At 70.8% G+C, this 22,774-nt stretch carries 21 protein-coding genes and 1 tRNA gene; 5 read left to right on the plus strand and 17 right to left on the minus strand.

The features are described 5' to 3' along the window. Positions 1-6: 6 nt before the first annotated feature. Genes GXW83_RS30410 through GXW83_RS30420 form a run of 3 tightly spaced genes read right to left on the minus strand, consistent with a single transcriptional unit; the run spans position 7 to position 3,741 of the window. On the minus strand, positions 7-963 hold the full coding sequence (locus GXW83_RS30410) for an ABC transporter permease (protein WP_182446230.1): 957 nt from the start codon (positions 961-963) through the stop codon (positions 7-9). Continuing rightward, the gene (locus GXW83_RS30415) at positions 950-1,903 is read right to left on the minus strand and encodes an ABC transporter permease (protein ID WP_182446231.1); all 954 of its coding nucleotides are present in this window, start codon (positions 1,901-1,903) and stop codon (positions 950-952) included. Before GXW83_RS30415 ends, GXW83_RS30410 begins: the two co-directional genes overlap by 14 nt. Beyond that, complete coding sequence (locus GXW83_RS30420) at positions 1,900-3,741, minus strand: peptide ABC transporter substrate-binding protein (RefSeq protein ID WP_225447337.1); 1,842 nt, start codon at positions 3,739-3,741, stop codon at positions 1,900-1,902. The genes GXW83_RS30415 and GXW83_RS30420 overlap by 4 nt, the downstream gene beginning before the upstream one ends. An 851-nt stretch (positions 3,742-4,592) precedes the next feature. Between GXW83_RS30420 and GXW83_RS30425 the strand changes: the two genes are divergently transcribed. After that, complete coding sequence (locus GXW83_RS30425; protein WP_182446233.1) at positions 4,593-4,970, plus strand: S-adenosylmethionine decarboxylase family protein; 378 nt, start codon at positions 4,593-4,595, stop codon at positions 4,968-4,970. A 682-nt stretch (positions 4,971-5,652) separates the two neighbouring features. Continuing rightward, positions 5,653-6,285, plus strand: a complete 633-nt coding sequence (hpf, locus tag GXW83_RS30430) for a ribosome hibernation-promoting factor, HPF/YfiA family (RefSeq protein ID WP_225447338.1) — start codon at positions 5,653-5,655, stop codon at positions 6,283-6,285. A 391-nt stretch (positions 6,286-6,676) separates the two neighbouring features. Here the strand turns inward: hpf and GXW83_RS30435 are convergent, their stop codons facing one another. From GXW83_RS30435 to GXW83_RS30450, 4 genes are all read right to left on the minus strand, one after another. Continuing rightward, positions 6,677-6,880: a DUF3073 family protein gene (locus GXW83_RS30435; RefSeq protein WP_182447657.1), complete on the minus strand. Its 204-nt coding sequence runs from the start codon at positions 6,878-6,880 to the stop codon at positions 6,677-6,679. A gap of 514 nt (positions 6,881-7,394) precedes the next feature. Then, complete coding sequence (locus GXW83_RS30440; RefSeq protein WP_225447339.1) at positions 7,395-7,673, minus strand: acyl carrier protein; 279 nt, start codon at positions 7,671-7,673, stop codon at positions 7,395-7,397. Then, positions 7,660-8,763: an FkbH-like protein gene (locus tag GXW83_RS30445; protein WP_255431336.1), complete on the minus strand. Its 1,104-nt coding sequence runs from the start codon at positions 8,761-8,763 to the stop codon at positions 7,660-7,662. Before GXW83_RS30445 ends, GXW83_RS30440 begins: the two co-directional genes overlap by 14 nt. Before the next feature lie 23 nt (positions 8,764-8,786). Beyond that, positions 8,787-10,352, minus strand: coding sequence for a GNAT family N-acetyltransferase (locus tag GXW83_RS30450; protein ID WP_225447340.1), 1,566 nt, complete (start codon positions 10,350-10,352; stop codon positions 8,787-8,789). Between the two features lie 482 nt (positions 10,353-10,834). Here GXW83_RS30450 and GXW83_RS30455 point away from each other — a divergent pair, with 482 nt between their 5' ends. Continuing rightward, positions 10,835-11,575: a 4'-phosphopantetheinyl transferase superfamily protein gene (locus GXW83_RS30455; RefSeq protein WP_182446236.1), complete on the plus strand. Its 741-nt coding sequence runs from the start codon at positions 10,835-10,837 to the stop codon at positions 11,573-11,575. 224 nt (positions 11,576-11,799) lie between these two features. Here the strand turns inward: GXW83_RS30455 and rpmB are convergent, their stop codons facing one another. Together rpmB and GXW83_RS30465 are read right to left on the minus strand one after the other, a co-directional pair. Continuing rightward, positions 11,800-12,024 carry a 50S ribosomal protein L28 gene (rpmB, locus tag GXW83_RS30460; protein WP_182446237.1) on the minus strand — a complete coding sequence of 75 codons (225 nt, stop codon included), beginning with the start codon at positions 12,022-12,024 and terminating at the stop codon, positions 11,800-11,802. Between the two features lie 464 nt (positions 12,025-12,488). Next, a tRNA-Tyr gene (locus tag GXW83_RS30465) sits at positions 12,489-12,573 on the minus strand. 229 nt (positions 12,574-12,802) lie between these two features. On the opposite strand from GXW83_RS30465, the gene GXW83_RS30470 reads away from it, so the two are divergent. Beyond that, positions 12,803-13,291, plus strand: a complete 489-nt coding sequence (locus tag GXW83_RS30470; protein WP_182446238.1) for a YajQ family cyclic di-GMP-binding protein — start codon at positions 12,803-12,805, stop codon at positions 13,289-13,291. Positions 13,292-13,432: 141 nt separating this feature from the next. On the opposite strand, the gene GXW83_RS30475 is transcribed toward GXW83_RS30470, so the two are convergent. Both GXW83_RS30475 and GXW83_RS30480 read right to left on the minus strand, forming a co-directional pair. Further along, a complete protein-coding gene (locus GXW83_RS30475) occupies positions 13,433-13,960 on the minus strand; it encodes a peptide deformylase (RefSeq protein ID WP_225447341.1) in 528 nt (175 codons plus the stop codon). Between the two features lie 183 nt (positions 13,961-14,143). Then, positions 14,144-14,329 (minus strand): hypothetical protein, encoded by a 186-nt coding sequence (locus GXW83_RS30480; RefSeq protein WP_182446239.1) that lies wholly within the window; start codon positions 14,327-14,329, stop codon positions 14,144-14,146. 261 nt (positions 14,330-14,590) lie between these two features. On the opposite strand from GXW83_RS30480, the gene GXW83_RS30485 reads away from it, so the two are divergent. Further along, positions 14,591-15,550 carry a D-2-hydroxyacid dehydrogenase family protein gene (locus tag GXW83_RS30485; protein ID WP_182446240.1) on the plus strand — a complete coding sequence of 320 codons (960 nt, stop codon included), beginning with the start codon at positions 14,591-14,593 and terminating at the stop codon, positions 15,548-15,550. Positions 15,551-15,593: 43 nt separating this feature from the next. Here the strand turns inward: GXW83_RS30485 and GXW83_RS30490 are convergent, their stop codons facing one another. The 6 genes from GXW83_RS30490 to nuoK form a co-directional block, all read right to left on the minus strand. Next, entirely contained in the window at positions 15,594-15,995 is a 402-nt protein-coding gene (locus GXW83_RS30490) for a YccF domain-containing protein (RefSeq protein WP_182446241.1), read from the minus strand. Between the two features lie 106 nt (positions 15,996-16,101). Continuing rightward, positions 16,102-16,965, minus strand: coding sequence for a zinc metalloprotease HtpX (gene htpX, locus GXW83_RS30495; RefSeq protein WP_182446242.1), 864 nt, complete (start codon positions 16,963-16,965; stop codon positions 16,102-16,104). Positions 16,966-17,140: 175 nt separating this feature from the next. Continuing rightward, positions 17,141-18,694, minus strand: coding sequence for an NADH-quinone oxidoreductase subunit N (locus tag GXW83_RS30500; protein WP_182446243.1), 1,554 nt, complete (start codon positions 18,692-18,694; stop codon positions 17,141-17,143). A gap of 3 nt (positions 18,695-18,697) precedes the next feature. After that, positions 18,698-20,272 (minus strand): NuoM family protein, encoded by a 1,575-nt coding sequence (locus GXW83_RS30505; protein WP_182446244.1) that lies wholly within the window; start codon positions 20,270-20,272, stop codon positions 18,698-18,700. Further along, positions 20,269-22,359, minus strand: a complete 2,091-nt coding sequence (locus tag GXW83_RS30510; protein ID WP_182446245.1) for an NADH-quinone oxidoreductase subunit L — start codon at positions 22,357-22,359, stop codon at positions 20,269-20,271. Before GXW83_RS30510 ends, GXW83_RS30505 begins: the two co-directional genes overlap by 4 nt. Further along, positions 22,356-22,772: an NADH-quinone oxidoreductase subunit NuoK gene (gene nuoK, locus GXW83_RS30515; RefSeq protein WP_182446246.1), complete on the minus strand. Its 417-nt coding sequence runs from the start codon at positions 22,770-22,772 to the stop codon at positions 22,356-22,358. Before nuoK ends, GXW83_RS30510 begins: the two co-directional genes overlap by 4 nt. Positions 22,773-22,774 lie beyond the last annotated feature (2 nt).

A 22,774-nucleotide genomic window follows, 5' to 3' on the forward strand; every position in this document is an offset into this window, starting at 1 on the left:
TTCCCGTCAGTTCTTGCTCAGGCGGACGTCCAGGGCGTTGTGGACGGCGTCACCGATCAGGTTGAACGCCACCACCGTCACGATCAGGATGATCGCGGGCGGGTACACCAGCCACCAGTAGCCGTCGAAGAGGTAGTTGAGGCCGTCCGAGAGCATGGTGCCCCAGTCGGCGTGCGGCGGCGGCAGGCCGAGGCCGAGGAAGCTCAGGGTCGACAGGGTGAGGATGGCGTCGGCCACGGTGAAGGTGGCGCTGACGATGATCACGCCGATGGCGTTGGGCAGCAGGTGCCGGACCACCACGCGCCAGCGGGTGGCGCCCATCATGGTCGCCGCCAGCACGAAGTCCCGGGTGCGCAGGGTCAGCACCTCGCCGCGCACCAGCCTGGCCACGCCGATCCAGGAGAGCAGCGACAGCAGGATGATGATCATCCACAGGTTGGGGGTGAACAGGTTCACCAGGATCAGCAGCAGTACCAGGCCGGGGACGGCCAGGAAGGTGTCGATGACCCGCATCATCAGGGAGTCCACGATGCCGCCGACCAGCCCGGCGAACGCCCCGTACAGGGCGCCCAGGACGGTGGTGGCGACGGCCACCGCGAAGCCCAGCTCCAGCGACGACCGCCCGCCCTCCATCAGCCGTCCGAGCACGTCGTAGCCGGAGGCGTCGGTGCCCAGCGGATGCGCGCTGCTGGGCGGCAGTTCGGCCAGGTCGAGCCGGACGGTCACCTGGTCGGTGTGGTAGAACAGCGGCCCCAGGAAGCAGAACAGGGCGATCACGACGACCGTCAGCGCGCCTGCGACGGCGAGCCGGTTGTGGATGAACGCCTGCCAGATGAGCCGGCCGGAGCCGGTGCGCGCGGCGAGCGCGCCCGCCTCGGCGGTCTCGGACCGGCCGGTCCCGGCGGCCCGGCCGGGCGGTTCGGGCAGCTCGGCGGTGCCGGTGCCCGGTTCAGGAGCTGACATAGCGGATCCGTGGGTCGAGGAGGCTGTAGACGACGTCGGCGACGAGGTTCCCGGCGACCGTGGCCACGCCGACGACCAGCGTGGAGCCCAGCAGGATCGGGTAGTCGTGGCTGGTGGCGGCCTGGAAGAAGAGCAGGCCCATGCCGGGGTAGTTGAAGACCTCCTCCGCGATCACCGCGCCGGCCACGATCCCCGGTGCGGAGAGCCCGAGCAGGGTGATGATCGGCAGCATGGAGTTGCGCAGCACGTGCCGGGCCAGCACCAGCCGCTCGGGCAGACCCTTGGCCCGGACCACCCGGATGTAGTCCTGGGCCAGGGCGTCGATCGCCGAGGAGCGCATGTAGCGGCTGTAGCCGGAGAAGCTGCCCAGCGTCATCGTCGCCAACGGCAGCACCAGGGCGCGCGGGTCGGCCAGGATGCCGCCCACCGACACTGCCTGCGGCGCCTCCGGCGGCAGCAGGTGCAGCTGCACGCAGAAGACCGAGATCAGCAGCAGCGCGAAGAAGAAGTCCGGCATGGAATACAGCACGAACGCCACCGCGGTGAGCACGTTGTCGGCGAAGCCGCCGCGCCGCACCGCCTGGCCGATGCCCAGCGGCAGGGCGATCAGCAGCGACAGCACCGTGGAGATCCCCACCAGCACCGCGTCCCTGGGCACCCGCTGGGCGATCAGCGTGGAGACCGGCTGCTGCAGCGAGTACGAGGTGCCGAGGTCGCCCTCGCACACCTGCCGCACATAGGTGAGGAACTGCTTGTACAGCGGCTGGTCGAGCCCGTTGACGCTGTTGAAGATGGCGATGCGGCCGGGCGTGGCCTTGACCCCCAGGGTGGCCCGGGCCGCGCTCCCGGGCTCCAGGTGGAGCATGACGAAGGTCAGGACCATCACGCCGATGACGACGGCGACCGCCTGACCCACGCGCCGCAGGAGGTAGCTGCTCACTTGGTGAAGTACCAGACTTCCGGGTTCAGCCCGCCCGAGAACGGGTTGAGCGGGGTGACGCCCTGCAGGTTCTTCCGGTAGACCAGGATGGCCTCCTGGTTGGGCAGCCACAGCCACGGCAACTGCTGGGCGGTGTAGTCCTCGTAGGCGAAGAACGCCGAGGTCTGCGAGCCGAACTCGGTGGCGTTGATCAGCTGGTCCATCTCCGGGCTGGCGTAGCCGCCGGAGTTGTTGTCGCCGGTGCTGTTGAAGAAGCCGTCCCCGGCCGGGTAGAGCGGGTACGGGTCGTAGCCGTAGTCCACCAGCTGCCAGCCGCAGGTGGCGGCCGGGTGCGAGGCGGCGGTGCACGAGCCCATGGCGCCGATCAGCGTGTTGAAGGGCTCGGCCTTGAGGTTGACGGTGATGCCCTCCTGGGCCTCCGAGGACTGGATCGCCGCCTCCTGCTCACCGGTGGCGGTGTTGCCGGAGGAGTAGGCCAGTTCGAAGGTCAGCGGCTCGCCGGCGGTGATCCCGGCGCCGCACTGCGCGGGCCCGGTGCCCGGCGACTGGCAGACGGTCTTGCCGTTGGGCACCACCTTCCACCCGTGCGCCGTCAGCAGCGCGGCGGCCTTGGACGGGTTGTACGGGTAGGGCCCGCCGGACTTCTCCAGCGGCGAGGCCCAGGGCCCGGTCGCGGTCAGCGGGACCGGTCCGTTGCCCGGGTCGGCGTAGCCGCCGTAGACCTTGGAGACGATCTGCGGGCGGTTGATCAGGTCCTCCAGCGCCTGGCGCACGTAGAGCTGCTGGAGCTCCGGCCCGACCTTGGCGTTGTAGAGGTTGGGGATGATGCCGGCCACGCCCGGGATCGGGATGCTGGCCACCGAGTAGCCGTCCGCCTCCAGCGCCCCGGCCTGCTTGACGTCGTTCAGCGGCAGGCCGCCCACGTCCAGGGTGGTGCCCGAGCGCAGCACGTTCAGCTCGGCGGTGTCGGTGGTGAACGGGGTCTCGACGACGCTGGAGACGATCGGCTTGTCCGGCCCGGAGTAGTGCGCGTTGGGCACGTAGCTGTAGTAGCCGTCGGTGCGGAACGCCGACAGCTGCCAGGGGCCGTCCACCACCTTCCACAGCGGGTTGGTGGCGAAGGTGGTCATGTCGCCGCCCTGCTTCTGCAGGAAGGCGTAGACGGCCTTGGCCCCGGCCGTGGTCTGGTCGGCGTTGCCGACGGCGCCGGTGGTGGAGGTCTTGTCCCAGGCGTGCTGCGGCAGCAGCGGGATCTCGCTGAGCACGTCGTCGGTGAAGAAGCTCGGGTTGTACGCCTTGGTGAGGTCCAGCACGACGGTGTGGGCGTCCGGTGCGGTCACCTTGGACACGTCGTCGGGGAACAGCCCGGGCACGTAGCCGGACCAGTTGGAGGCGTTGGCCTTCAGCAGGTTGTAGACGAAGGTGAAGTCCCGGCTGGTGATCGGCTGTCCGTCGGACCAGTTCCAGTCCTTCAGGCCGATGGTGACCTGCTTGTCGCCGTCCCCGTAGACGATGGAGGTGGTCAGGCTCTCCTGCGGGTTGATCACCGACTGGGCGCCGTCGCCGGAGTAGACCAGGAAGGGCCACATGCCCTGGGTGAGGTTGACGTTGTAGCCGTCGGTGTTGGTCGCCGGGGTGAGCGGGAAGACGAAGTTGGGCGAGGCGCCCACCTCGGCGATGGTGACCGTTCCGCCGTGCTGCAACTGGCCCTTGGGCGCGGAGCTGCCCGAGTTGCCGTTGCCTATCGCGCCGCCGGATCCGCTGCTGCCACCGCTGCACCCCGCCACGGTCAACGCCAGAGTCAGTGCGACCGACGTGACGGCCAGATGGCGGGTCATTCTCATTCGGGTTGTCGCCTTCCGTAGCTCAAAACGCGCATGTGGCAGGGGTTTTCACGGCAGGGATGGCTGTCACCCCGCCGCGGAATGGCAGGAACACTTCACCATGGATGCCCCTGGGGCGCGCTGCGGAATCGTGTGATCTACGCCACTTTTCTTGTGCCAGAGGCCGTTTGGGCGAGCGGGACTCAGAATGTCTGATAGAGAGCCTTGTTACGGGGGTCAATCTTCCTGAAACAGTCCCGAAGCGCCTGCAGGGCGGGGCATGTGCCCTCGCGCGCCGGGCAGTTGAAACTGACGCATGATCAACTGTGCTCAGCGGCAGTACAGAAGCTTCCGCTGCGGCCGTGGGGCGGCCGCCTCGGGCCCCCGTGGAGCCGTGCCGCGGCTGCTTCGCCCGCCGCAACAGCACCGTCACGGTCGGGGCGCTCGACGAGGGGCATCCGCCGGGCGGGCCTATGACGTATCGCACATGGCGTCGAGCCGCCGCTTGTCTAGACATGTCCTGGTCAATTTTGAGCCATCGCTGTGCCCGTCCCGACGTCCGCCCGCGCCGAAGACCCGCGAACGGCCCGCAGACGGCACTCGGACGGCACTCGGACGGCCCGGATCGACCGCGCGATTGCCGACCGGGCCATTCCCCGACCGGCGTACCGACCGGAAAGATCCCGAACAGCTCGGCCCCGGCAGCAAAAGAAGGCGGCCGGTCGGGCCCATGGTAAAATTGTTCGATCCGATCGTCATGCATGCCGGTTAGAGGGCGTCATCGAACGCGCGCATCGGACGGAAATCCACAGCCGGAAGGAGATGGGAGGCGGAGTTCTTTGCGCCTCGCTTCCCAGCTATCAACGATGAACTCTACCGAGACCGAGCCCGCCGATATCAATGTCGATGATCTGTGCTCCTACGCCGTCGATGTATGGGTGAGCGACGCCAGCATCCTCACGGACGAGCGCCGTCTGCTCGACCTGCTGCGCACGGCCGCCGAGAAGGGCAACGCGAAGATCCTGGGCGAGGCGTCCCACATCTTCCCGAACGGCGCGGTCACCGCGATCCTGCTGCTCTCGGCCTCGCACCTGTCCATCCACACCTGGCCGGAGTTCAGCCTGGCCAACGTCGACCTGCTGGCCTACGGCCGCCTCAACGGCGAGCGCATGATGGAGAGCGTGGAGACCGGCCTCTCCCCCACCAAGATCAACGTCTCCCGGCTGCTCCGCGCGGTCCACTGACCGCCCGCTCCGAGCGCGCGTACCCGGATTCCCCGCCGGCCTTTACGGCCCGCGGGGAATCCTTTTTTCGTCCGGACGTTTCCTTTCGGCGCCGGAGCGGCCCCGGCAGCGCATTCCCTGTTCCCGCGCACGCGCATTCCACCGCCCCCAGGTCTTCCCGGCCGACGCCTGCCACCCGTTTCCCGACCGGCATTTCGGAAGGGTTTCCCGGCGGTGCCGGGAGCCCCGGAGCAATTCCGAAACGCCGGTCGGCGGAGAAGCCGTATCCGCTCCGCGCCCGGCACCGGTACGCCGCTGCGGCCGACGGCGACTGATGCCGTGTCAGGGCAAGGGTCGGCACAGAGGTTCCCCACCTTCCCGGACCGGGCAGGGGCAGTGTGCGGGTTTCGGCCGCTCGTCACTCGAAAGGGGGCAGAGCCGGTCGAGGGCCTGTACACCGGCGCGCGTCGGCGGGAGGTTGGAGGGGTTGGACGCAGAGCTGCCCAGGATGTCCGGGTTCCGACCGCCGCAGAACGGGCGGAAACGGGGGATCCGTTGTTTCATGGGGTTCCAACCGTTTCCAGTGGGGAGGAGGGGGTGTGAGGGGCGGCCCCGCTCACCCCGGGCGGGCGGTGCTGCGTACTCGATGGGCCGTGCGGACCCGCGGGTTCGCCGGCGACAGCGCAAGGGATCGGAGATCTGCGTGGACATCGTCGTGAAGGGTCGCAAGACCGAGGTGCCCGAGCGGTTCCGCAAGCACGTGGCCGAGAAGCTGGAGCGCATCCAGAAGCTCGACGGCAAGGTCATCAGCCTCGATGTGGAACTCTCCAAGGAGCGCAACCCGCGCCAGGCGGAACGGTCCGACCGGGTGGAGATCACCCTGCACAGCAAGGGCCCGGTGATCCGGGCCGAGGCGTGCGCCCCCGACCCGTACGCGGCACTCGACCTGGCCTCGGCCAAGCTGGACGCGCAACTGCGCAAGGCCGCCGACCGCCGCCGTGTGCACACCGGCAGGCACGCGCCCAAGAGCGTCGCGGAGAGCACGGCAGCGCTCACCGAGCCGCTGGGCTCGACGTTGGCGGAGGAGACCGGGCAGCCGCCCAAGCGCACGCTGGTGGGCTCGGTGGAGGTGGAGGGCGACGGCCCGCTGGTCGTCCGCGAGAAGGTCCACGCCGGCGTGCCGATGGGGCTCGACCAGGCGTTCTACGAGATGGAACTGGTCGGCCACGACTTCTTCCTGTACGTGGACAGCGACACCGGCCAGCCGAGCGTCGTCTACCGTCGGCGCGGCTACGACTACGGAGTGATCCACCTCAAGGTGGAGGGACAGGACTAGCGTCCCGAGCCCCGGGGGAGCGGCGGCAGCGGTCGCCGCTCCCCCGAGCCGGGCCGGGCCGGAGAGGCCCAACTTCCCTGCTGAAGCCCCGTGTTGGCGGCATTCGTCCAACAGGCGCCGCTGGCAGGGGACTTGGGCCGGAGCCGACGCCCCGACCGCACACAGCGACCGCAGACAGCAGAGCGCCGACCGGGACAGGTATCGTCCCGGTCGGCGCTCTGCTGTCATGCCTGTCTCGCTGTACGAGAGGCGGAGTGAAAGGACAGGCGAAAACGCCCGCGCCAGGCACCCGGAATTCCATGGTCCTCAGACCGCGCAGACCGACCCGATATCTTCCCGGAATTGCCGGAGGAATACAGCAGACCGGCCCTCGGTCCGGCGGAATCGCCTGCTAGTAATCGCGGTCAGCGCCCTGGTCGCGGGAATCGCCGCCGTCGTCAGAGCTGTCCGACGCTTGCGCGAAGCTCTCGGCGGGGACCCTCGGCCCACTGCTGGAGAGCTCCTTCTGGAGGGCAGCGAAGTCGGCTGTCGGTGCGGAGTACTTCAGCTCCCGAGCGATCTTCGCCTGCTTGGCCCGTGCCCGACCACGTCCCATATCGAGTATCTCCAAAAGAGGAGCGGCGTACCCGATCGCATCCCGACGGAACCGCTCAGCTGCTAAGTCACACTGCGGAGTGTAGCACCAGCGAGTTGAGGCCTGGTACCCGTCCGTGGCCTGCCCCGGACGTCCGCAACCGTCGGTCACCGAGACGCTCGCGGCCTGGCCGGAACCGCTTCAGCGGGTGACTGCGGACCCGTTCCCACAGCTCCGGGCGAACATGGCCGAGGCGCCGCCGGAACGGCCCGCCAGGCCCCGCCGGGCCCGTCCGGGCGGCCTCGACGGCCCGGACCGGCGTCCGCCCGGACGGCGCCCCTCACCGGCGGCCGGGGTAAACGGACGCGGGTAAAGGGGAGAGTCGCGGACGACAGTCGCGGACGCGGCGAAAGTTCCTGGGCATACTCGGCGCAACGGCCCCCGAACGGCCGCACCCGACCGGGCCCGCTATGGCCTTCCGGCTTCCCGCCCGGCAATTCCGCGCCGCTCCCGGCGGCAATTCCGCGGGGAACTCTCAGCGGGGCAGGTGCACGGCCACGTAGGCGCACAGCGTGGCAATGGATTCCAGCGAGTCGAGGTCGAGATCGCCGTCGGCGACGTCCAGGCCGTACTCCCGCTCGATACCGGCCAGCAGATTGGCGCCGGACAGCGAGGAGAGGCCGATCACCGGCCCGAACAGCGGCGTGTCCGCCGCCCATGCGGAGACCGCCCCCGGGTCCAGGCCGAGCGCGTCGGCGAGCAGCGGGCGCACCACGGCCTCGATCGCGGCGAGAGTGGGGTCACTCTCCATCATCCAGTTCTCTTCCTGGCTCGACCACGTCCAGCCAGGACGGGAAATTCGGGAGAGGATCCAGCAGGGACCGGCCCAGTCGGCGCACCCGCGGCTCGCGGGCAGGGATCCCCTCGGCTTCGACAGCAGCATACGACGACGGGGCGCCAGGCTCCGGCAAGAGATCGGCCGACCGGCGCAGCCCCGCCTGCCGGAACAGCAGCCGCAGCTCGACGTTGGCGGAGGTCGGCGCGGAGTCCACCAGCAGTTCCCCGGCCCCGCAGCGCCGGGCCTCGCGCATCACCCCGTACAGGAAGGCCGCGGACACCCCGCGCCCGGCCACCCGGCAGGACAGGGCCAGCAGCCGGACGGTCCAGGCCGCCGCGCCGCGCTCCACCAGAGCCGCGCCGATCAGGCCGTAGTCGCCGAAACGGTCCTCCAGCCGGGCGGTCAGCAGCAGATGGCTGCCGTCGGCGAGCAGCCCGCGCACCCGGTCGGCGTCCAGCTCCAGCCCGGAGGAGTTCAACCGGTGGGTGCGGGCCGCCAGTTCCACGAAGCGTGGGACGTCGTCCGGCCGCGCCCGGGTGAGCGTCAGCCGCATCCGGCAGGATTCCAGGAACTGCTCGCGGGGCCCGTCGAAGGAGCGGCCGGCCCGGCTGCGCTGCTCCTCGTCGCGGTAGCGGCCGACCCTGTTCCGGGCGTCGCCGGTCACCGGCTGCCCGGCCAGCGCCGCCAGCAGCTCCGCGACCTCGTCCGGCCGCAGCACCTGGGCGTCGGGCAGCATCGCCGCCACCTCGGCCCGCTCGTACGGGTTGTCGTCGACCAGGGCCAGCGCCTCCACCCCGATGCCCAGGTCGGCGGCGATGGCCCGCAGCGAGACGCTCTTGTCGCACCAGCCGACCTGCGGGGCGAGGAACCGCCCGGCCAGCCGGGGGTCGGCCGCGACCAGCTCCAGCACCGCGGGATCGGTGCGGCTGGCGATGCTGCTGACCACGCCCATGGCCGTCAGTGCGTCGACCGCGTCGAGCGCGGGTGGGCGCAGCTCCGGCAGTGTGCCGGGGGGCGACTCGACGGCGACCCCGTCCCACAGGGTGCCGTCGAGGTCCCACGCCACACACTTGATGCGACCCGCATGCACTAGCGGCCGCCCTCCGGCAGCCTCAACCGCATGGCCATGTGGGCCGACTCGAAGCCGAACTTGCGGTAGAGCGCCCGCATCGGCAGGTTGCCGCTGTACACCCGGCCGACCACCTCGGTCGGGCGCTGCTCGCGCGCGAACCGCAGGCCGACGCTGATCAGCTGCTCGGCCACCAGGCTCCGGTCCTCACCGGGCGCCACCGCCAGGGAGCGGAAGTTGACGTACGAGTTGCCGGTCATGGCGTTGCGGTTGACGCTCATCCACACCCAGCCGACGACCTGGTCGTCGGACTCCTGGCAGGCCACGAACATGCCGACCTTGGACCGGCTCATCGCCTTGGCCAGGCGCGAGCGGTGGGTCGGCAGGTCGTCCACGGCGTGCTCCTGGAAGGAGACCTGGGCGATCTCCACCTCGAAGGCGGCGATGGCGTCCAGATCCCGCTCCTCGGCGGGCCTGATCCGGTAGCCGTCCAGCTCGCGGGGCCGGTAGCCGGTGGGCAGCCCTTCGGCCGCCCGCACCGGGGCGTCGTCGTCCGCCCGGGCGTCGTCTGCGTCGTCCAGCGGGACGTCGTACGCCGGGTGCTCGTCGGCCTCGGTCGGCTGCTGCGCACCGTCCGGCTGTCCCAGGCCCTCGGGCTGCCGGGGCTCGTCCGGCCGCTTGGTCTCCGGGACCAACTGGCGCGGACGGAACGGGCCGCCGCCGCACTCCGGGCAGCCGTCGGCGCGCAGCGCGGCCACGGACTGCCAGCGGGCGCCCTGGCCGACCACGATCCGCGCCCGGCAGGAGAGGCACGCGAACACGCGCTGCTGCGGCCGCTTGTCCCGGGTGTACATGGGGCCCTGGTAGGAGCCGTCGACGGACGAGCGGGTGGAGCCGGTGGTGAGCAGGTGCTGCAGGAATCCGGAGCCGCCGATGATCCCGCTGCCCTCGTATTCGTTGAAATTGTTGATGTAGCCGTTGGTGACCAGGCCGAGTTCCAGGATCTCCTGCTGCACGGAATACAGCTCGTCCGGGCTCTTGGGCCCGAAGGAGAAGAAAATACTGTTCGCCGGACCGGGGCGGAGCCCTTCGACCGCGCGGGAGAGGAATACCCGGGCGCCCTCGGCGGTGTACGGCGGATCGGTCATGGCGACGTCGAACTGGCGGCACAATTCCTCGGGCAGCGGCAGCCGGAGGTCGTGCTGGTACGTCTCGATTCCGAATCCGTGTTTTGCGGAGACCTCCTCGACATAACCGAGGATATCCGGCGAGATGTCGACCACGGCGATGCGCTGGGCCAGGCGGACACCGAGGACCTCGGCGGCGACCGCGACCGCGAGCGAGACCAGGTCGTCGTCGCCGACCAGCAGCAGCGATCCACCGGGCAGCGCGCCCGCGCGCAGCAGCGCGAGCACCCGGCGCACCTTGGTCTCCGGGGTGCACCTGGACTGGTCAAGGCTCATGTCCGCCAAGGGCCCGACGTCCATCAACGCCTGCATCCGGGCCGCCATCTCGTCCAGCGCGGCAGGCACGGTCACCTCCCGGCCGTGGCACTGCGGGCAGGTCGGATCCATGGCGAGGTCCATGCCGAGATCCGCGGCCAGCTCCAGCCCGGCGGCGGTGAGCTGCGAGGGGCGCTGCCGGGTCAGGATGCCGCGGCGGCGGAGTTCATTGCTGATGGCGGCGATGATGGGAACCGGAATACCCGTCGCCCGGCTGATCTCTTTGGTGGCGGCCGGAGCAAGCCGCCGGATTGCGCGCAGAACGGACCGGACGCCTACAGCCCCCTCCTGCAGACGAACCGCATTCGCAACTTCTTGGAGGAGCTTTTCGGCAGAATGTTCTTGCGGATCCAGGTGCAGATGCGTCACAATCAATTTCCAAATGTAGGTGCTGCCAGGGTATCATAGACCGCCCATTCCGGCGGCGGTCGACGGAGCAGGCTGTATCGGCAGGGATCATCCCACCTCCCGGCCGCGCGGGCGGTGCTCACCCTTCCAGCCGAAACGCAAAGGACGACAGCCGGCATGTATGTCGGAACCACGCACCCCGCCCCCGGCCGGGCCGCATGACCGGCCTGCCGCCCGGCGGCGCGCGGGTGTGGTGGGCCCGCCCGGCCGACGCGCACGGCTCGCTCAGGGACCTGCTCGATCCGGTGGAGCGCGCGCGCTACGAGACCACGCTGCGGCCCGAGCGCCGCGCCGCGTTCCTGCTCGGCTGCGCCCTGGCCAAGCTGGCACTGGGCGAGTGCCTCGGTCTCGCGCCCGGCGATGTCCGCCTGCTGCGCTCCTGCCCGAACTGCGGCGGACCGCACGGCCGGGTCGGCGTCGAGGGCCAGGGGCCGGACGGGATCGGGCTCTCGATCACCCATGCCGGCGCGCTGGTCGGCGTGGCCCTGGGCGACGGATTCGAGGTGGGGCTGGACGTCGAGCCGCTGTCCACCCGGGCCGACGTGGACGCGCTGGGGCCGAGGGTCCTCGGCGCGGAGGAGTGGCAGGCCCTGGCCGAACTCCCGGGCGAGCAGCGGCGCGAGGCGTTCGTCCGCTCCTGGACCCAGAAGGAGGCGGTGCTCAAGTGCTACGGCGTCGGGCTCCGGACGCCGTTGCGGGCGCTGCGGCTGGCGCCGCCCGGGCAGCCGCCCGCGCTGCTCGCCTGGCCGAGCCGGCCGCAGGCCCCGGCCGAGGTGCGGCTGACCGGGATCCGGCCGGACCGGGAGCATCTCGCCTGCCTGGCCGCCCGGACGGACACCGCGCCCGCCGTCGCCGGCGGCTTCGCCGGGCACCGGCTGCGCGCCTGGGCCACGCGGTGAGACCCGGGCATGCGAGAGGCGGCCGCCCAGGTGTGTCTCCACAGCTGGACGGCCGCCTCACAACCCTGCATGCTCGGGGCGTCCGGTGCGCCGAACTCGGCGGCGCCCCAATGGAACAGTCCGGCTCTGCCGCTAGTGCCAACCACGAAAACCTGGGCTGTCAATAGCTACAGAGCCGGACCATTGTCGCCTTCGCATTCAACGACTGCCCGCAGCTCACGGGATCAGGCTGCAACGCGCCTGGCAAACTTACCCTTCTTCAAGCAAGAAGTGCAGAGCTTCAGACGCTTGGGCGTGCCGTCGATGACGGTGCGAAACGTCTGGATGTTCGGGTTGAACCTACGCGCAGAACGTCCCTTGATACGACGGTTCTGGGCTCCACGGCCCAGACGCGCGACAGTCCGGCCGAACGTCGGCTCCTTCTCACAGGAGTCACACCTGTTCGCCATCGACTACCCTCCGTTACAGAGCTTGAATCTACCGTTAACTTTTGGCGTGAGCCGCCAAGAGCACATGCTCGCATACACTATGACATCTCGGCCTCGGGCGGCAAATGCCGCTCTCGCAGGCATGCCGGGACCCATGCCGACCGCGCAACCCACGCACAACGGCTGTTCGACTTCCCGTCCACGCAATCGACCCGGCGGTTGAGCCGGGCCGGAGAACGGAACACGTATTTACGTGTCGCCCGGGAGCATCACCCACTGCAGTGCGCTCACTGACTCAATCACGGCTCCCAAGAGGCCCGTCCCAAGGGTACTACAGGCCCTTCACCGCCCCGTCCACGCCCGGAGCGCGAGCGCACGAGGGACGCGCACGGGGACGCGTGCGGGAGCGGCCGGGAATGCGACGCCCCGTCACAAAAGCAGCGGCCCCTGATCCGCACTGCTGCAGATCAGGGGCCGCAATTCCCTGGTGGCGGGTAGTGGGTTCGAACCACTGTAGGCTGAGCCGGCAGATTTACAGTCTGCTCCCTTTGGCCACTCGGGCAACCCGCCAGGGGCTTTGTCTCGCGGTCTCCCGTCCGACGAGGTAAACAATACCCGATCGCAGGGGGTGCTCCGCCACCCGGTTCATCAGGCGCGGACCGGGCGCGGCGAGCGTCTGCCACGGTCCACCGGGAGGAGGGCACCGGGGGCCCGCGATGGCTAGGCTGGAGCGGCGACGGCCCTCGAACGGAGACCGGCGCCTTCCGTGTCGTAGAACCGCCAAGGAGATTCACAGATCATGGCCGACTCCAGTTTCGACATCGTCTCGAAGGTCGAGCGGCAGGAGGTCGACAACGCGCTCAACCAGGCCGCCCGCGAGCTGACCACCCGCTTCGACTTCAAGAACGTCGGCGCCTCCATCGAGTGGTCCGGCGAGAAGATCGAGATGCGGGCCAACTCGGAGGAGCGGGTCAACGCGATCCTCGACGTCTTCCAGACCAAGCTGATCAAGCGCGGCATCTCGTTGAAGGCCCTGGACGCGGGCGAGCCGCAGCTCTCCGGCAAGGAGTACAAGATCTTCGCGTCCATCCAGGAGGGCATCTCCCAGGAGAACGCCAAGAAGGTCGCCAAGATCATCCGCGAGGAGGGCCCCAAGGGCGTCAAGGCCCAGGTCCAGGGCGAGGAACTGCGCGTCACCTCCAAAAGCCGGGACGACCTCCAGGCCGTCCAGGCCCTGGTCAAGGGCAAGGACCTCGACTTCGCGGTCCAGTTCGTGAACTACCGCTAAAGCAGGGCTCTGACCTGCGCGTTTGTAGTTCCTGGGCGGAGAGAGGGCACATCGAGGGCACAGCGCTGAGCACAGACTCGATCGCTGCCCTCGTTGTGTCCTCCTCGTCCGGCCAGAGGTGCGTGTAAGGGAAGTTGACGGTTACGGCTCGTAGCTCCAGGCGCGGCCGACCTGTCGATACTCCTCAACGGGCAGCGGTTCTACACCGGTGCGCATGCGGGCTAGGTAGAGCAGGCCGTCGAGGTGGTCGATCTCGTGGTGGACCAGGCGGGCCAAGCCGCGTTCGTAGCTGGTGACGGCGGTGCTGCCGTCGAGGGTGGTGGTCTCGACGGTGATGGTCAGCGGGCGCGGGACCAGGCCCCGGACATCGAAGAAGGACAGGCAGCCCTCGTACTGCTCGTCGGTGTCGGACGAGCAGTCGATGACGCGCGGGTTCAGCAGCACGATGACCGGGGCTCCGGGTTCGGCGGGCTGGACCACGGCGGCGGCTCGGTCGATGCCGAGCTGAGGGGCGGCGATGCCCATGCCCTTGGCGAAGGAGTGAACCTGGCCGATCGGATCGAGCGAAGCGAACAGCCGGTCCACGGCCGCTTCGGCTTCCGCTCGCTCGGAAGGCAAGTCGAAACGTCGGGCAGGCCGTTCCAGGATCTCGGCTCCGTACTGGACCACGCCGAGGTCAGGCGAGCCGGACCTGGAGATGGTCGGTAGGCAGGCGGACCGCGCGCTGGAAGCAGCGACGTCCAGATGAGCGACATCGTCTTCTCACATGCATCGAGGCCGATCGGTTGTGGCCGTCCTCGTCCAGCCCTCCGGCCACCGCCTGAACTCAGCCAGCAGCGTCCACCAGATCGGTCAGCTCTCCGCAGGTGATCCCGGTCTGAAGCCGGTCTCGAAGCGCCATATGAGGCTGCGCACCTCGCTGTACTCAGTCGAATCGAACTCGGCATCGGCCCATCGAGCCCGGATTGCCTCGGTCAGCGCCGTCGGATTGACTCGCCAGCCGGCCGCATCGCCATCAACTACCACGACGAACGTCATGGACAGGGTCTATCAGTGGCCTCTGACATGACATCCCCATCCGCGCATGCAGGGCAGCCACCAGGGCACATTGGGGAAGTATTCCCAGGTCAGCGCCTTGTGATTTCAGTTCGTCAACTACCGCCCGCCGCCCTCCTACGGGTCGGGGCGGGCCTGGGTGATGGCGGATCAGGCCGTTGTGTGGGCGGCCGGTTGCGGCGGTGGGCGGGGGAGGATGGGTGTTGGACGGGTTTCTGTGGCTGCCGAGTGAGGGGAATCTCCATGAGACTGCGCTGCGCTGTGCTGGACGACTACCAGGGTGTGGCCCTGGCGAGTGGCGAGTGGTCGGTGCTGGCCGACAGTGTCGAGGTGAGGGTGGTGAGGGAACACCTCGCCTCGCAGGACGAGTTGGTGGCGGCCCTGGCCGACTGCGAGATCGTGGTGGCCATGCGGGAGCGGACACCGTTCAGCGCCGAGCTGTTCGACCGGCTCCCCCGGCTGCGGCTGCTGGTGACCTCGGGCATGCGCAACGCCTCGATCGACCTGGCCGCGGCCGGGCGGCACGGAGTGACCGTGTGCGGGACGGCCGGCAGCTCCGAGCCGACGGTGGAGCTCACCTGGGCGCTGATCCTGGGGCTGGCCCGGCAGCTGGTCCCGGAGAGCACGGCCCTGCGGGACGGCGGCCCCTGGCAAAGCACCGTCGGCGTCGATCTGCACGGCAGCCGGCTGGGGCTGCTGGGCCTCGGCAGGATCGGCGCCAGGGTGGCACGGGTCGGCCAGGCGTTCGGCATGGAGGTGTCGGCCTGGAGCCGGAACCTGACCGCCGAGCGGGCCGGGGAGGTCGGCGTCCGGCTGGCGGGGAGCATGGAGGAGCTGCTGGCGGACAGCGACTTCGTCTCGGTGCACCTGGTGCTGGGCGAGCGGACCAGGGGCCTGGTCGGCGCGGCCGAGCTGAAGCGGATGCGGCCGTCGGCCTATCTGGTGAACACCTCGCGCGCGCCCATCGTGGACCAGGCAGCGCTGGCCGAGGCGCTGCGCGGCGGCTGGATCGCCGGGGCCGGGTTGGACGTCTTCGAGACCGAGCCCCTGGCCGCCGACGACGACGTCCGCTCGCTGCCGAACCTGCTGGCCACCCCGCACCTGGGCTATGTCACGCGCCGGAACTACCGGACCTACTTCGAGCAGGCGGTGGAGGACATCGCCGCCTTCCTCGCCGGGGAGCCGGTCCGGGTCCTCGGCTGAGCCGCTGAGCCGCTGAGCCCACGGCGGGCAAGGGCCGCGGCGGTCAGCGGGCGGCGAAGGGCTGGTCGGTGGGGACGATCTCGCGGCCGAGCGGCATCAGCGCCAGCGGGATCATCTTCAGGTTGGCCCAGGCGAACGGGATGCCGATGATCGTCACGGCCAGCGCGAAGGCCGTGACGACGTGGCCCAGGGCCAGCCATACACCGGCGAAGATCACCCAGATCACATTGCCCACGACTGACGGCGCGCCCGCGTCGCCCCGCTCCACCGTGGTCCGGCCGAAGGGCCACAGGGCGTAGGCGGCGATGCGGAAGGAGGCGATGCCGAAGGGGATGGTGATGATCAGGATGCAGCAGATGATGCCGGCGACGACATAGCCGATGGCCATCCAGATGCCGCAGAAGATCAGCCAGATGATGTTGAGGACGACATTGATCACGCTCATGGTGCGACCGCCTCCTGTGCGCCGCGCTGGGCGGTGGGCAGGGGTCCGGATGCGTTCCGGTCCCTACCGGAGAGTCTGCCACCACCGCCGCCCCGGGGCAGTCCGTTCACCTGCGGTACCCGGCCATCTGTTCCAGTCGGGCGATCCGTTCGGCCATCGGCGGGTGGGTGGAGAACAGCCGGGCGCCGGCCTCGCCCTGCCGGAACGGGTTGACGATCATCATGTGGCTGGCTGTCTGCAGCTGCGGCTCGGGCGGCAGCGGCAGCCGCCGGCTGCCGGCGTCCAGCTTGCGCAGGGCGCTGGCCAGGGCCATCGGGTCGCCGGTGAGCCGGGCGGCCGAGGCGTCCGCCGCGTATTCGCGGGAGCGCCCGACGGCCAGCTGGATCATGGTGGCGGCGAGCGGCCCGAGCACCATCAGCAGCAGCAGCCCGACCAGGCCGGGACTGTCGTCGTCCTCGCTGCGGCCGAGCGGTATCAGCCAGGCGAAGTTGGCCAGGAACATCACCACGGACGCCAGCGAGCCGGCCACCGAGGAGATCAGGATGTCGCGGTTGTAGACGTGCGAGAGCTCGTGCCCCAGGACTCCGCGCAGTTCCTGCTCGTCCAGGATGCCGAGGATGCCCTGGGTGCAGCAGACCGCCGCGTTGCGCGGGTTGCGGCCGGTGGCGAAGGCGTTCGGGGCGGAGGTCGGGGAGATGTAGAGCCGGGGCATGGGCTGGCGCGCGGACATCGACAGCTCGCGGACGATCCGGTACAGCCAGGGCGCCTCGAACTCGCTCACCGGCCGGGCCCGCATCGCCCGCAGCGCCAGCCGGTCGCTGTTCCAGAACGCGAAGCCGTTGGCTGCCAGCGCGACCACCAGGCCCAGCAGCAGGCCGGTCAGGCCCCACGCTCCGCCGATCACGACGATCAACACGGAGAAGCCGCCGAGGAGTACGGCGGTCTTCAGACCGTTGTGCCGGCGGTGCACGGGTGGGCCCTCCAGAACGAACGCTGGCGGTGACGTTCACCGCCCATTCGTTGCATCCAACGGCCGGAGCCGACGTCCTGGTTCCCCGACGCGTCCCCGCCGGGCCGGGCCCGGGATGGTCGCACACCCGCCCCCGGACGGACGACCGCAGGTCAGAGCCGTGCGCCGGGCGCGGTCAGCCGAACAGCGAGACGGAGGTGACCTGGAGCACAAGCTGCGGCGCGAGCGAGAGGACCACGCCGAGGGCCGCGGCCAGGCCCAGGCCGACCGCCAGCGGCAGCGGCAGGGCGGGGCGGGGCGGGCGCGGGGCGGCCGCCGGTTCGGCGCTCGGCCGCGTCGGGTCGGGCTGGAACAGCTTCGCCGTCCACACCAGGTAGTAGTAGAGCGCGACGACGACGTTGACCGCCATCACCACGGCCAGCCAGCCCAGCCCGGACTGCACCGCCGCGCGGAACACCACGACCTTGCCGAACAGGCCGATCACGCCCGGCGGCAGCCCGGCCAGGCAGAGCAGGAAGAAGGCCAGCGCCAGGGCGGTGGCGGGGCGCCGGGCGTACAGCCCGCGGTAGTCGTCCACCCGGCCCGCGAGCAGCGCCACCACCGCGAACGCGCCCAGGTTGACCACGCCGTAGATCAGCGCGTAGGCCACGGTGGCGCCGAGCGGGTCGTGCCGTCCGTGCCCGTAGCCCGCCGCCGCGATCGGCACCAGCAGGTAGCCGGCCTGGGCGATCGAGGACCAGGCCAGCAGCCGGACGGCGCTGTGCGGTGCATCGGTGCGCTGCCGCAGCGCCGCGGTGTTGCCGAGGGTCATGGTGAGGGCGGCGACGACGGCCAGTCCCAGTCCCCAGATTCGGCCGTACGGGTGAAATCCGACGACGGCGATCAGGGCCAGGCCGGAGATGCCGGCGGCCTTGCCGACCACGGAGAGGTACGCGGCGACCGGCACCGGCGCGCCCGCGTAGGTGTCGGGCAGCCAGAAGTGGAACGGCACGGCGGCGGTCTTGAAGGCGAAGCCGACCAGCGTCAGCACCGCGCCGACCAGGGCCAGCGTCTTCAGCTGGTCCGGCACGTGCGGCAGCGCCGCCGCGATCCGGGTCAGGTACATGCTGCCGGTGGCCGCGTAGACGAAGCCGGCGCCGAGCAGTGTGACGGCGGTGGCGGCGACGGAGGAGAGGAAGAACTTCAGCGCGGCCTCGCCGCCCCGGCCGTCCCTGCGCAGCCCGACCAGGGCGAACGCGGGCAGCGAGGCCACCTCCAGGGCCACCACCAGGGTCGCCAGGTCGCGGGCAGCGGGCAGCAGCGCGGCCCCGGCGGCGGAGCTGAGCAGCAGGAACCAGTACTCGCCGCGCGGCAGGCCGGTCTCCTCGACCGCGTGCACGGACAGCAGCGCGACCAGCAGCGCGCCGCCGAGCACCAGCAGTTGGAAGGAGAGCGCGAAGTGGTCGGCGACGTAGGAGCAGGCCCCGTTGTCAGTGGTGCCCGCTACGGTCTTGAGGCAGAAGGTGACGTGGGTTCCGTCGCGCAGCGGGATGAGCGCGAGCAGGGCCACGACCAGTCCTGCCATGGAGGCCCAGCCCAGCAGCGGCTTGCGCCGGGCGGGCAGGAAGAGGTCCGCGACCAGCACGCCGAGCCCGGTGGCGGCGGTGATCAGCGGTGGGGCGATCGTGGTCCAGTCGACGGACTGGATGAGCGAGCCCGCGGCGGCGGAGGCGAGTGGGGTCAGGGCCATGGCTCAGCTGCCTCCGAGGAGTGCCGTGACGGCGGGGTTGCTGAGGCCGAGGAGCACGGCCGGCCAGAGCCCGGCGAGGACGGTGAGGGCGACGAGGGGGGTCCAGGCGGCGACTTCGTACGCCTGGACGTCGGCGATGCCCGGCGCGGTGGAGTTGTGCGGGCTGCGGGGGTCTCCCATGCAGATCCGGCGCACGACGTTGAGCATGTAGGCGGCGGTGAGCAGGGTGCCGAGTCCGGCGAGGGCCATGAAGACCAGGAACGCGGGGCGGGAGAGCCCCGCGGCGGGCTGGAAGGAGCCGAAGATGGCGAGGAGTTCGCCCCAGAACCCGGCGAGGCCGGGCAGTCCCAGGCTGGCGATGGCGGCGAAGGCGAGCAGTCCGCCCAGGCGGGGGGCGCGTCCGTACAGCGCCGCGCCGGTGCGGCCGGTGGCCCCGGCGATGGTGTCGAGGTCGGCGGTGCCGTAGCGGTCCTTGACCGCGCCGACGAGGAAGAACAGCAGGCCGGTGATCAGCCCGTGGGCGATGTTGGCGAACAGCGCCCCGTTGACCCCGGCGGCGGTGAGCGTGGAGATGCCCAGCAGCACGAAGCCCATGTGGCCGACGGAGGAGTAGGCGATGAGCCGCTTGAGGTCGCCCTTGGCGCCGGGGCGGACCAGGGCGAGGCAGGCCAGTGAGCCGTAGACGATGCCGACCGCCGCGAACGCGGCCAGGTACGGCGCGAACGTCGCCATGCCCTGGGGTGTGGCGGGGAGGAGGATCCGGACGAAACCGTAGGTGCCCATCTTCAGCAGCACCCCGGCGAGCAGTACCGAGCCGGTGGTGGGGGCGGCCGTGTGGGCGTCGGGCAGCCAGCTGTGGAAGGGCCACATCGGCGCCTTGACGGCGAAGCCGAGCCCGACCGCGAACACGACCAGGACCTGGGTGCTGTGCGAGAGCCCGGCTCCGTGGCGGTGCGCGAGCACGGTCATGTCGAAGGTGCCGGACTTGAAGCCGAGCAGCAGGAAGCCCAGCAGCATGCTGGCGGACCCGAGCAGGGTGTACAGGATGAAGCGGTTGGCGGCCGGGCCCCGGTTCTCGCCGCCCCAGCGGGCGATGAGGAAGTACATGGGGATGAGCACGACCTCGAACGCCAGGAAGAACAGGATCAGGTCGAGCACCGCGAAGGTGCCGAGCATGCCCGCTTCGAGCAGCAGCAGCAGCCCGGTGTAGGAGCGGGGGCTGGGCGTGCCGGGCCCGTCGGGCAGTCGGCGCAGCGAGTAGACCGCGCACAGGAAGGAGAGCAGGGCGGTGAGCAGCAGCAGCGGGAGCGAGATCCCGTCCACGCCGAGGTGCAGCCGGACGCCGATGGCGGGGATCCAGGGGGCGTTGGTGACGGCCTGCATCCGGCCGGAGTGGCCTCGGTCGAATCCGGCGGCCAGGGCGACCGCCAGGGCGAGGGCCAGCCCGCTGACGGCGGCGCCGAAGCGCAGCGCACGGCGTCCGGCAGCCTGCTCGTCGGCGCCGAACAGGCCGGGGACGAGGGTGGCGGCGGCCCCGGCGAGCGGCAGCAGGATCAGCGCGATGAGGACGGCGTTCATCGGGTGGTCTCCACGAGGACGGCGAGGACGACGGCCCCGGCGAGCAGTGCGCTGAGGTAGGTCTGGGTGTTGCCGTTCTGGGCCCGGCGGACGGCCGCGCCCAGCAGCCGGGGCAGGCCGACGGCTGCGGCGATGTAGGTCTCGATGACCTCGCGGTCGAGGAAGCGGGCGAGCCCGGCGGCGGCGAGGACAGGGCGGACGGCCAGGTTCCGGTAGAGCCGGTCCATGCCGAAGCCGCTGCTCGCGGGCCCGAGCAGCGGGCCGAGCAGCAGCCGGGCCGGGTCGGGGGCGAGCCGGGCGTCGCGGGCGGAGGCTGCGGCGTCGGCCATGGCCTGGTCGAGGCTGACGCCGGGGATGTCGGCGAGGTCGGCGGCGGCCTGGTCCGGGTGGGCGAGGGTGGCCGCGGGCCGGGTCGCCTCGTCGAGTTCGTGCGCGGCCAGCGCCGCCGGGGCCGTGGCCGCGTCGCTGACCAGGGCGGTGGCGCGGCGCCAAGCGGCGTAGGCGATGAGCACCCCGGCCAGGGCGACGGCGGTGCCGAGGATCGCGGTGGTGCCGGAGGGGACGAGCGAGGTGCCGTCGAGGAAGGAGGGCAGCCAGCCGGTGCGCAGTCCGGCCAGGCCGAGGGCGACGGCGGGCACGGCGAGCAGCCACAGCGGCCAGCGCATGGCGCCGGGTTCCTCGGCGCCCGGGGCCGGGGCGGGCCCGGCTGCGGCGAGCGCGGCGGGGGCGCGGAAGGTCAGCAGCCACAGCCGGGTGGCGTAGACGGCGGTGAGCAGTCCGGTGAGCAGTCCGGCGACCAGGACGGTCCAGCCGACGGCGTGCGGGACGGCGGAGGCCGGGCCGAGGCCGCCGGTGAGCGCGCGGCCCCGGGCAGCGTCCTCGGCGGCGGTGAGCACGGCGTCCTTGCTGAAGAAGCCGGAGAAGGGCGGGATTCCGGCCAGGGCGAGCAGGCCGATCGTCATCGTCCAGTAGGCGTCGGGGACGCGTCGGCGCAGGTCCGCCATGCGGGACATGGCGGTCAGCGAGTTGGTGTGGGCGGCGTGGATGACGACGCCCGCGGCGAGGAACAGCAGGGCCTTGAAGGCGCCGTGGGTGAGCAGGTGGAAGACGGCCGCGTCGCGGTCGCCGACGGCCAGGGCCCCGGCCATGTAGCCGAGCTGGCCGACGGTGGAGTAGGCCAGGACGCGTTTGATGTCGTCCTGGGCGAGGGCGCACAGCGCCGAGCCGACCATGGTGACGGCGGCCATGGCTCCGAGCACGGCCAGGGCGGCCGAGGAGAGCAGGAAGACCGGCAGCAGCCGGGCGACCAGGTAGATGCCGGCCGCGACCATGGTGGCGGCGTGGATGAGCGCGGAGACCGGGGTGGGGCCGGCCATGGCGTCCGGCAGCCAGGTGTGCAGCGGGAACTGGGCGGACTTGCCGGCCACGCCGCAGAGCAGCAGCAGCGCGATGACGGTGGGGTGGTGGATCCGCCCGTCGGCGGCGGCCTGCAGGATGCCGCTGATGCCGAAGGTCCCGGCGGCGCTGCCCAGGGCGAGGATGCCGAAGAGGAAGGGCACGTCGCCGAGCTTGGTGACCAGGAACGCCTTGATGGAGGCGGAGCGGGCGTCCTCGTTCTCCCAGTGGTGGCCGACCAGGAAGTACGAGCAGATGCCCATGACCTCCCAGCCGACCAGCAGCACGATCAGGTCGCCGGAGTACAGGACCAGCAGCATGGCGGCGGTGAACAGCGACACCAGCGCGGTGTAGGAGGGGTAGCGGGCGTCGTTGCGCAGGTAGGAGGTCGAGTAGACCTGGACGCAGGTGGCGACCACGCCGACGAGGACGGCCAGCAGGGTGGAGAAGCCGTCCAGGTGGAAGGAGAGGTCGATCGGGATGCCGCCGGTGGGGGTGAGCCGGGTGGCGGCGTCCAGGTGGTGCCCGCTGCCGAGGTCGGCGGCGACGGCGACGGCGAGCACGGCGGCGGCCAGGGTCGGCAGCACGGCCAGCGGCCGGACCAGGCCGGGGACGCGGCGGCCGGCGGCGAGGCCGGCCAGCGATCCGAGGAGGGGCAGCAGCGGGACGAGGACCGCCATGCTGAGGATCATGCGACGGTGGCCTTCCCCTGGGGGGCGTCTGCCGGGGCGGTCGTGTCGGTGCCGGGTGCCATGCTGTCCTCGGTGCCGGTGCCGGAGTCCGCACCGGGGTCTCCGGGGCGGTCGGCGAGCATGCGCAGCCGGTCGATGTCGGCGGTGCCGTGGGTGCGGAAGACCATGAGGACGATGGCCAGGCCGAGGCCGATCTCGGCGGCGGCGATGGTGATGGTGAACAGGGTGAGGGCCTGGCCGGCGTGCAGGGTGTCGCGCAGCCAGACGTCGAAGGCCACCAGGTCGAGGTTGACGGCGTTGAGCATCAGCTCGACGGACATCAGGACGAGCACGGAGTTGCGGCGCGCGAGCACCCCGTACAGGCCGACGCTGAACAGCAGGACGGCGAGAACGGCGGGATAGACGAGATGCATCC

The organism is Streptacidiphilus sp. PB12-B1b, from assembly GCF_014084125.1.
Lineage (GTDB): Bacteria > Actinomycetota > Actinomycetes > Streptomycetales > Streptomycetaceae > Streptacidiphilus.

Coding starts and splice junctions, on each gene's coding strand:
- GXW83_RS30410 (WP_182446230.1), bottom strand. CDS start 963: ATGTCAGCTCCTGAACCGGGCACCGGCACCGCCGAGCTGCCCGAACCG.
- GXW83_RS30420 (WP_225447337.1), bottom strand. CDS start 3,741: ATGACCCGCCATCTGGCCGTCACGTCGGTCGCACTGACTCTGGCGTTG.
- GXW83_RS30425 (WP_182446233.1), top strand. CDS start 4,593: ATGAACTCTACCGAGACCGAGCCCGCCGATATCAATGTCGATGATCTG.
- GXW83_RS30435 (WP_182447657.1), bottom strand. CDS start 6,880: ATGGGACGTGGTCGGGCACGGGCCAAGCAGGCGAAGATCGCTCGGGAG.
- GXW83_RS30440 (WP_225447339.1), bottom strand. CDS start 7,673: ATGATGGAGAGTGACCCCACTCTCGCCGCGATCGAGGCCGTGGTGCGC.
- GXW83_RS30450 (WP_225447340.1), bottom strand. CDS start 10,352: ATGGACCTCGCCATGGATCCGACCTGCCCGCAGTGCCACGGCCGGGAG.
- GXW83_RS30455 (WP_182446236.1), top strand. CDS start 10,835: ATGACCGGCCTGCCGCCCGGCGGCGCGCGGGTGTGGTGGGCCCGCCCG.
- rpmB (WP_182446237.1), bottom strand. CDS start 12,024: ATGGCGAACAGGTGTGACTCCTGTGAGAAGGAGCCGACGTTCGGCCGG.
- GXW83_RS30470 (WP_182446238.1), top strand. CDS start 12,803: ATGGCCGACTCCAGTTTCGACATCGTCTCGAAGGTCGAGCGGCAGGAG.
- GXW83_RS30480 (WP_182446239.1), bottom strand. CDS start 14,329: ATGACGTTCGTCGTGGTAGTTGATGGCGATGCGGCCGGCTGGCGAGTC.
- GXW83_RS30485 (WP_182446240.1), top strand. CDS start 14,591: ATGAGACTGCGCTGCGCTGTGCTGGACGACTACCAGGGTGTGGCCCTG.
- GXW83_RS30490 (WP_182446241.1), bottom strand. CDS start 15,995: ATGAGCGTGATCAATGTCGTCCTCAACATCATCTGGCTGATCTTCTGC.
- GXW83_RS30500 (WP_182446243.1), bottom strand. CDS start 18,694: ATGGCCCTGACCCCACTCGCCTCCGCCGCCGCGGGCTCGCTCATCCAG.
- GXW83_RS30505 (WP_182446244.1), bottom strand. CDS start 20,272: ATGAACGCCGTCCTCATCGCGCTGATCCTGCTGCCGCTCGCCGGGGCC.
- GXW83_RS30510 (WP_182446245.1), bottom strand. CDS start 22,359: ATGATCCTCAGCATGGCGGTCCTCGTCCCGCTGCTGCCCCTCCTCGGA.
- nuoK (WP_182446246.1), bottom strand. CDS start 22,772: ATGCATCTCGTCTATCCCGCCGTTCTCGCCGTCCTGCTGTTCAGCGTC.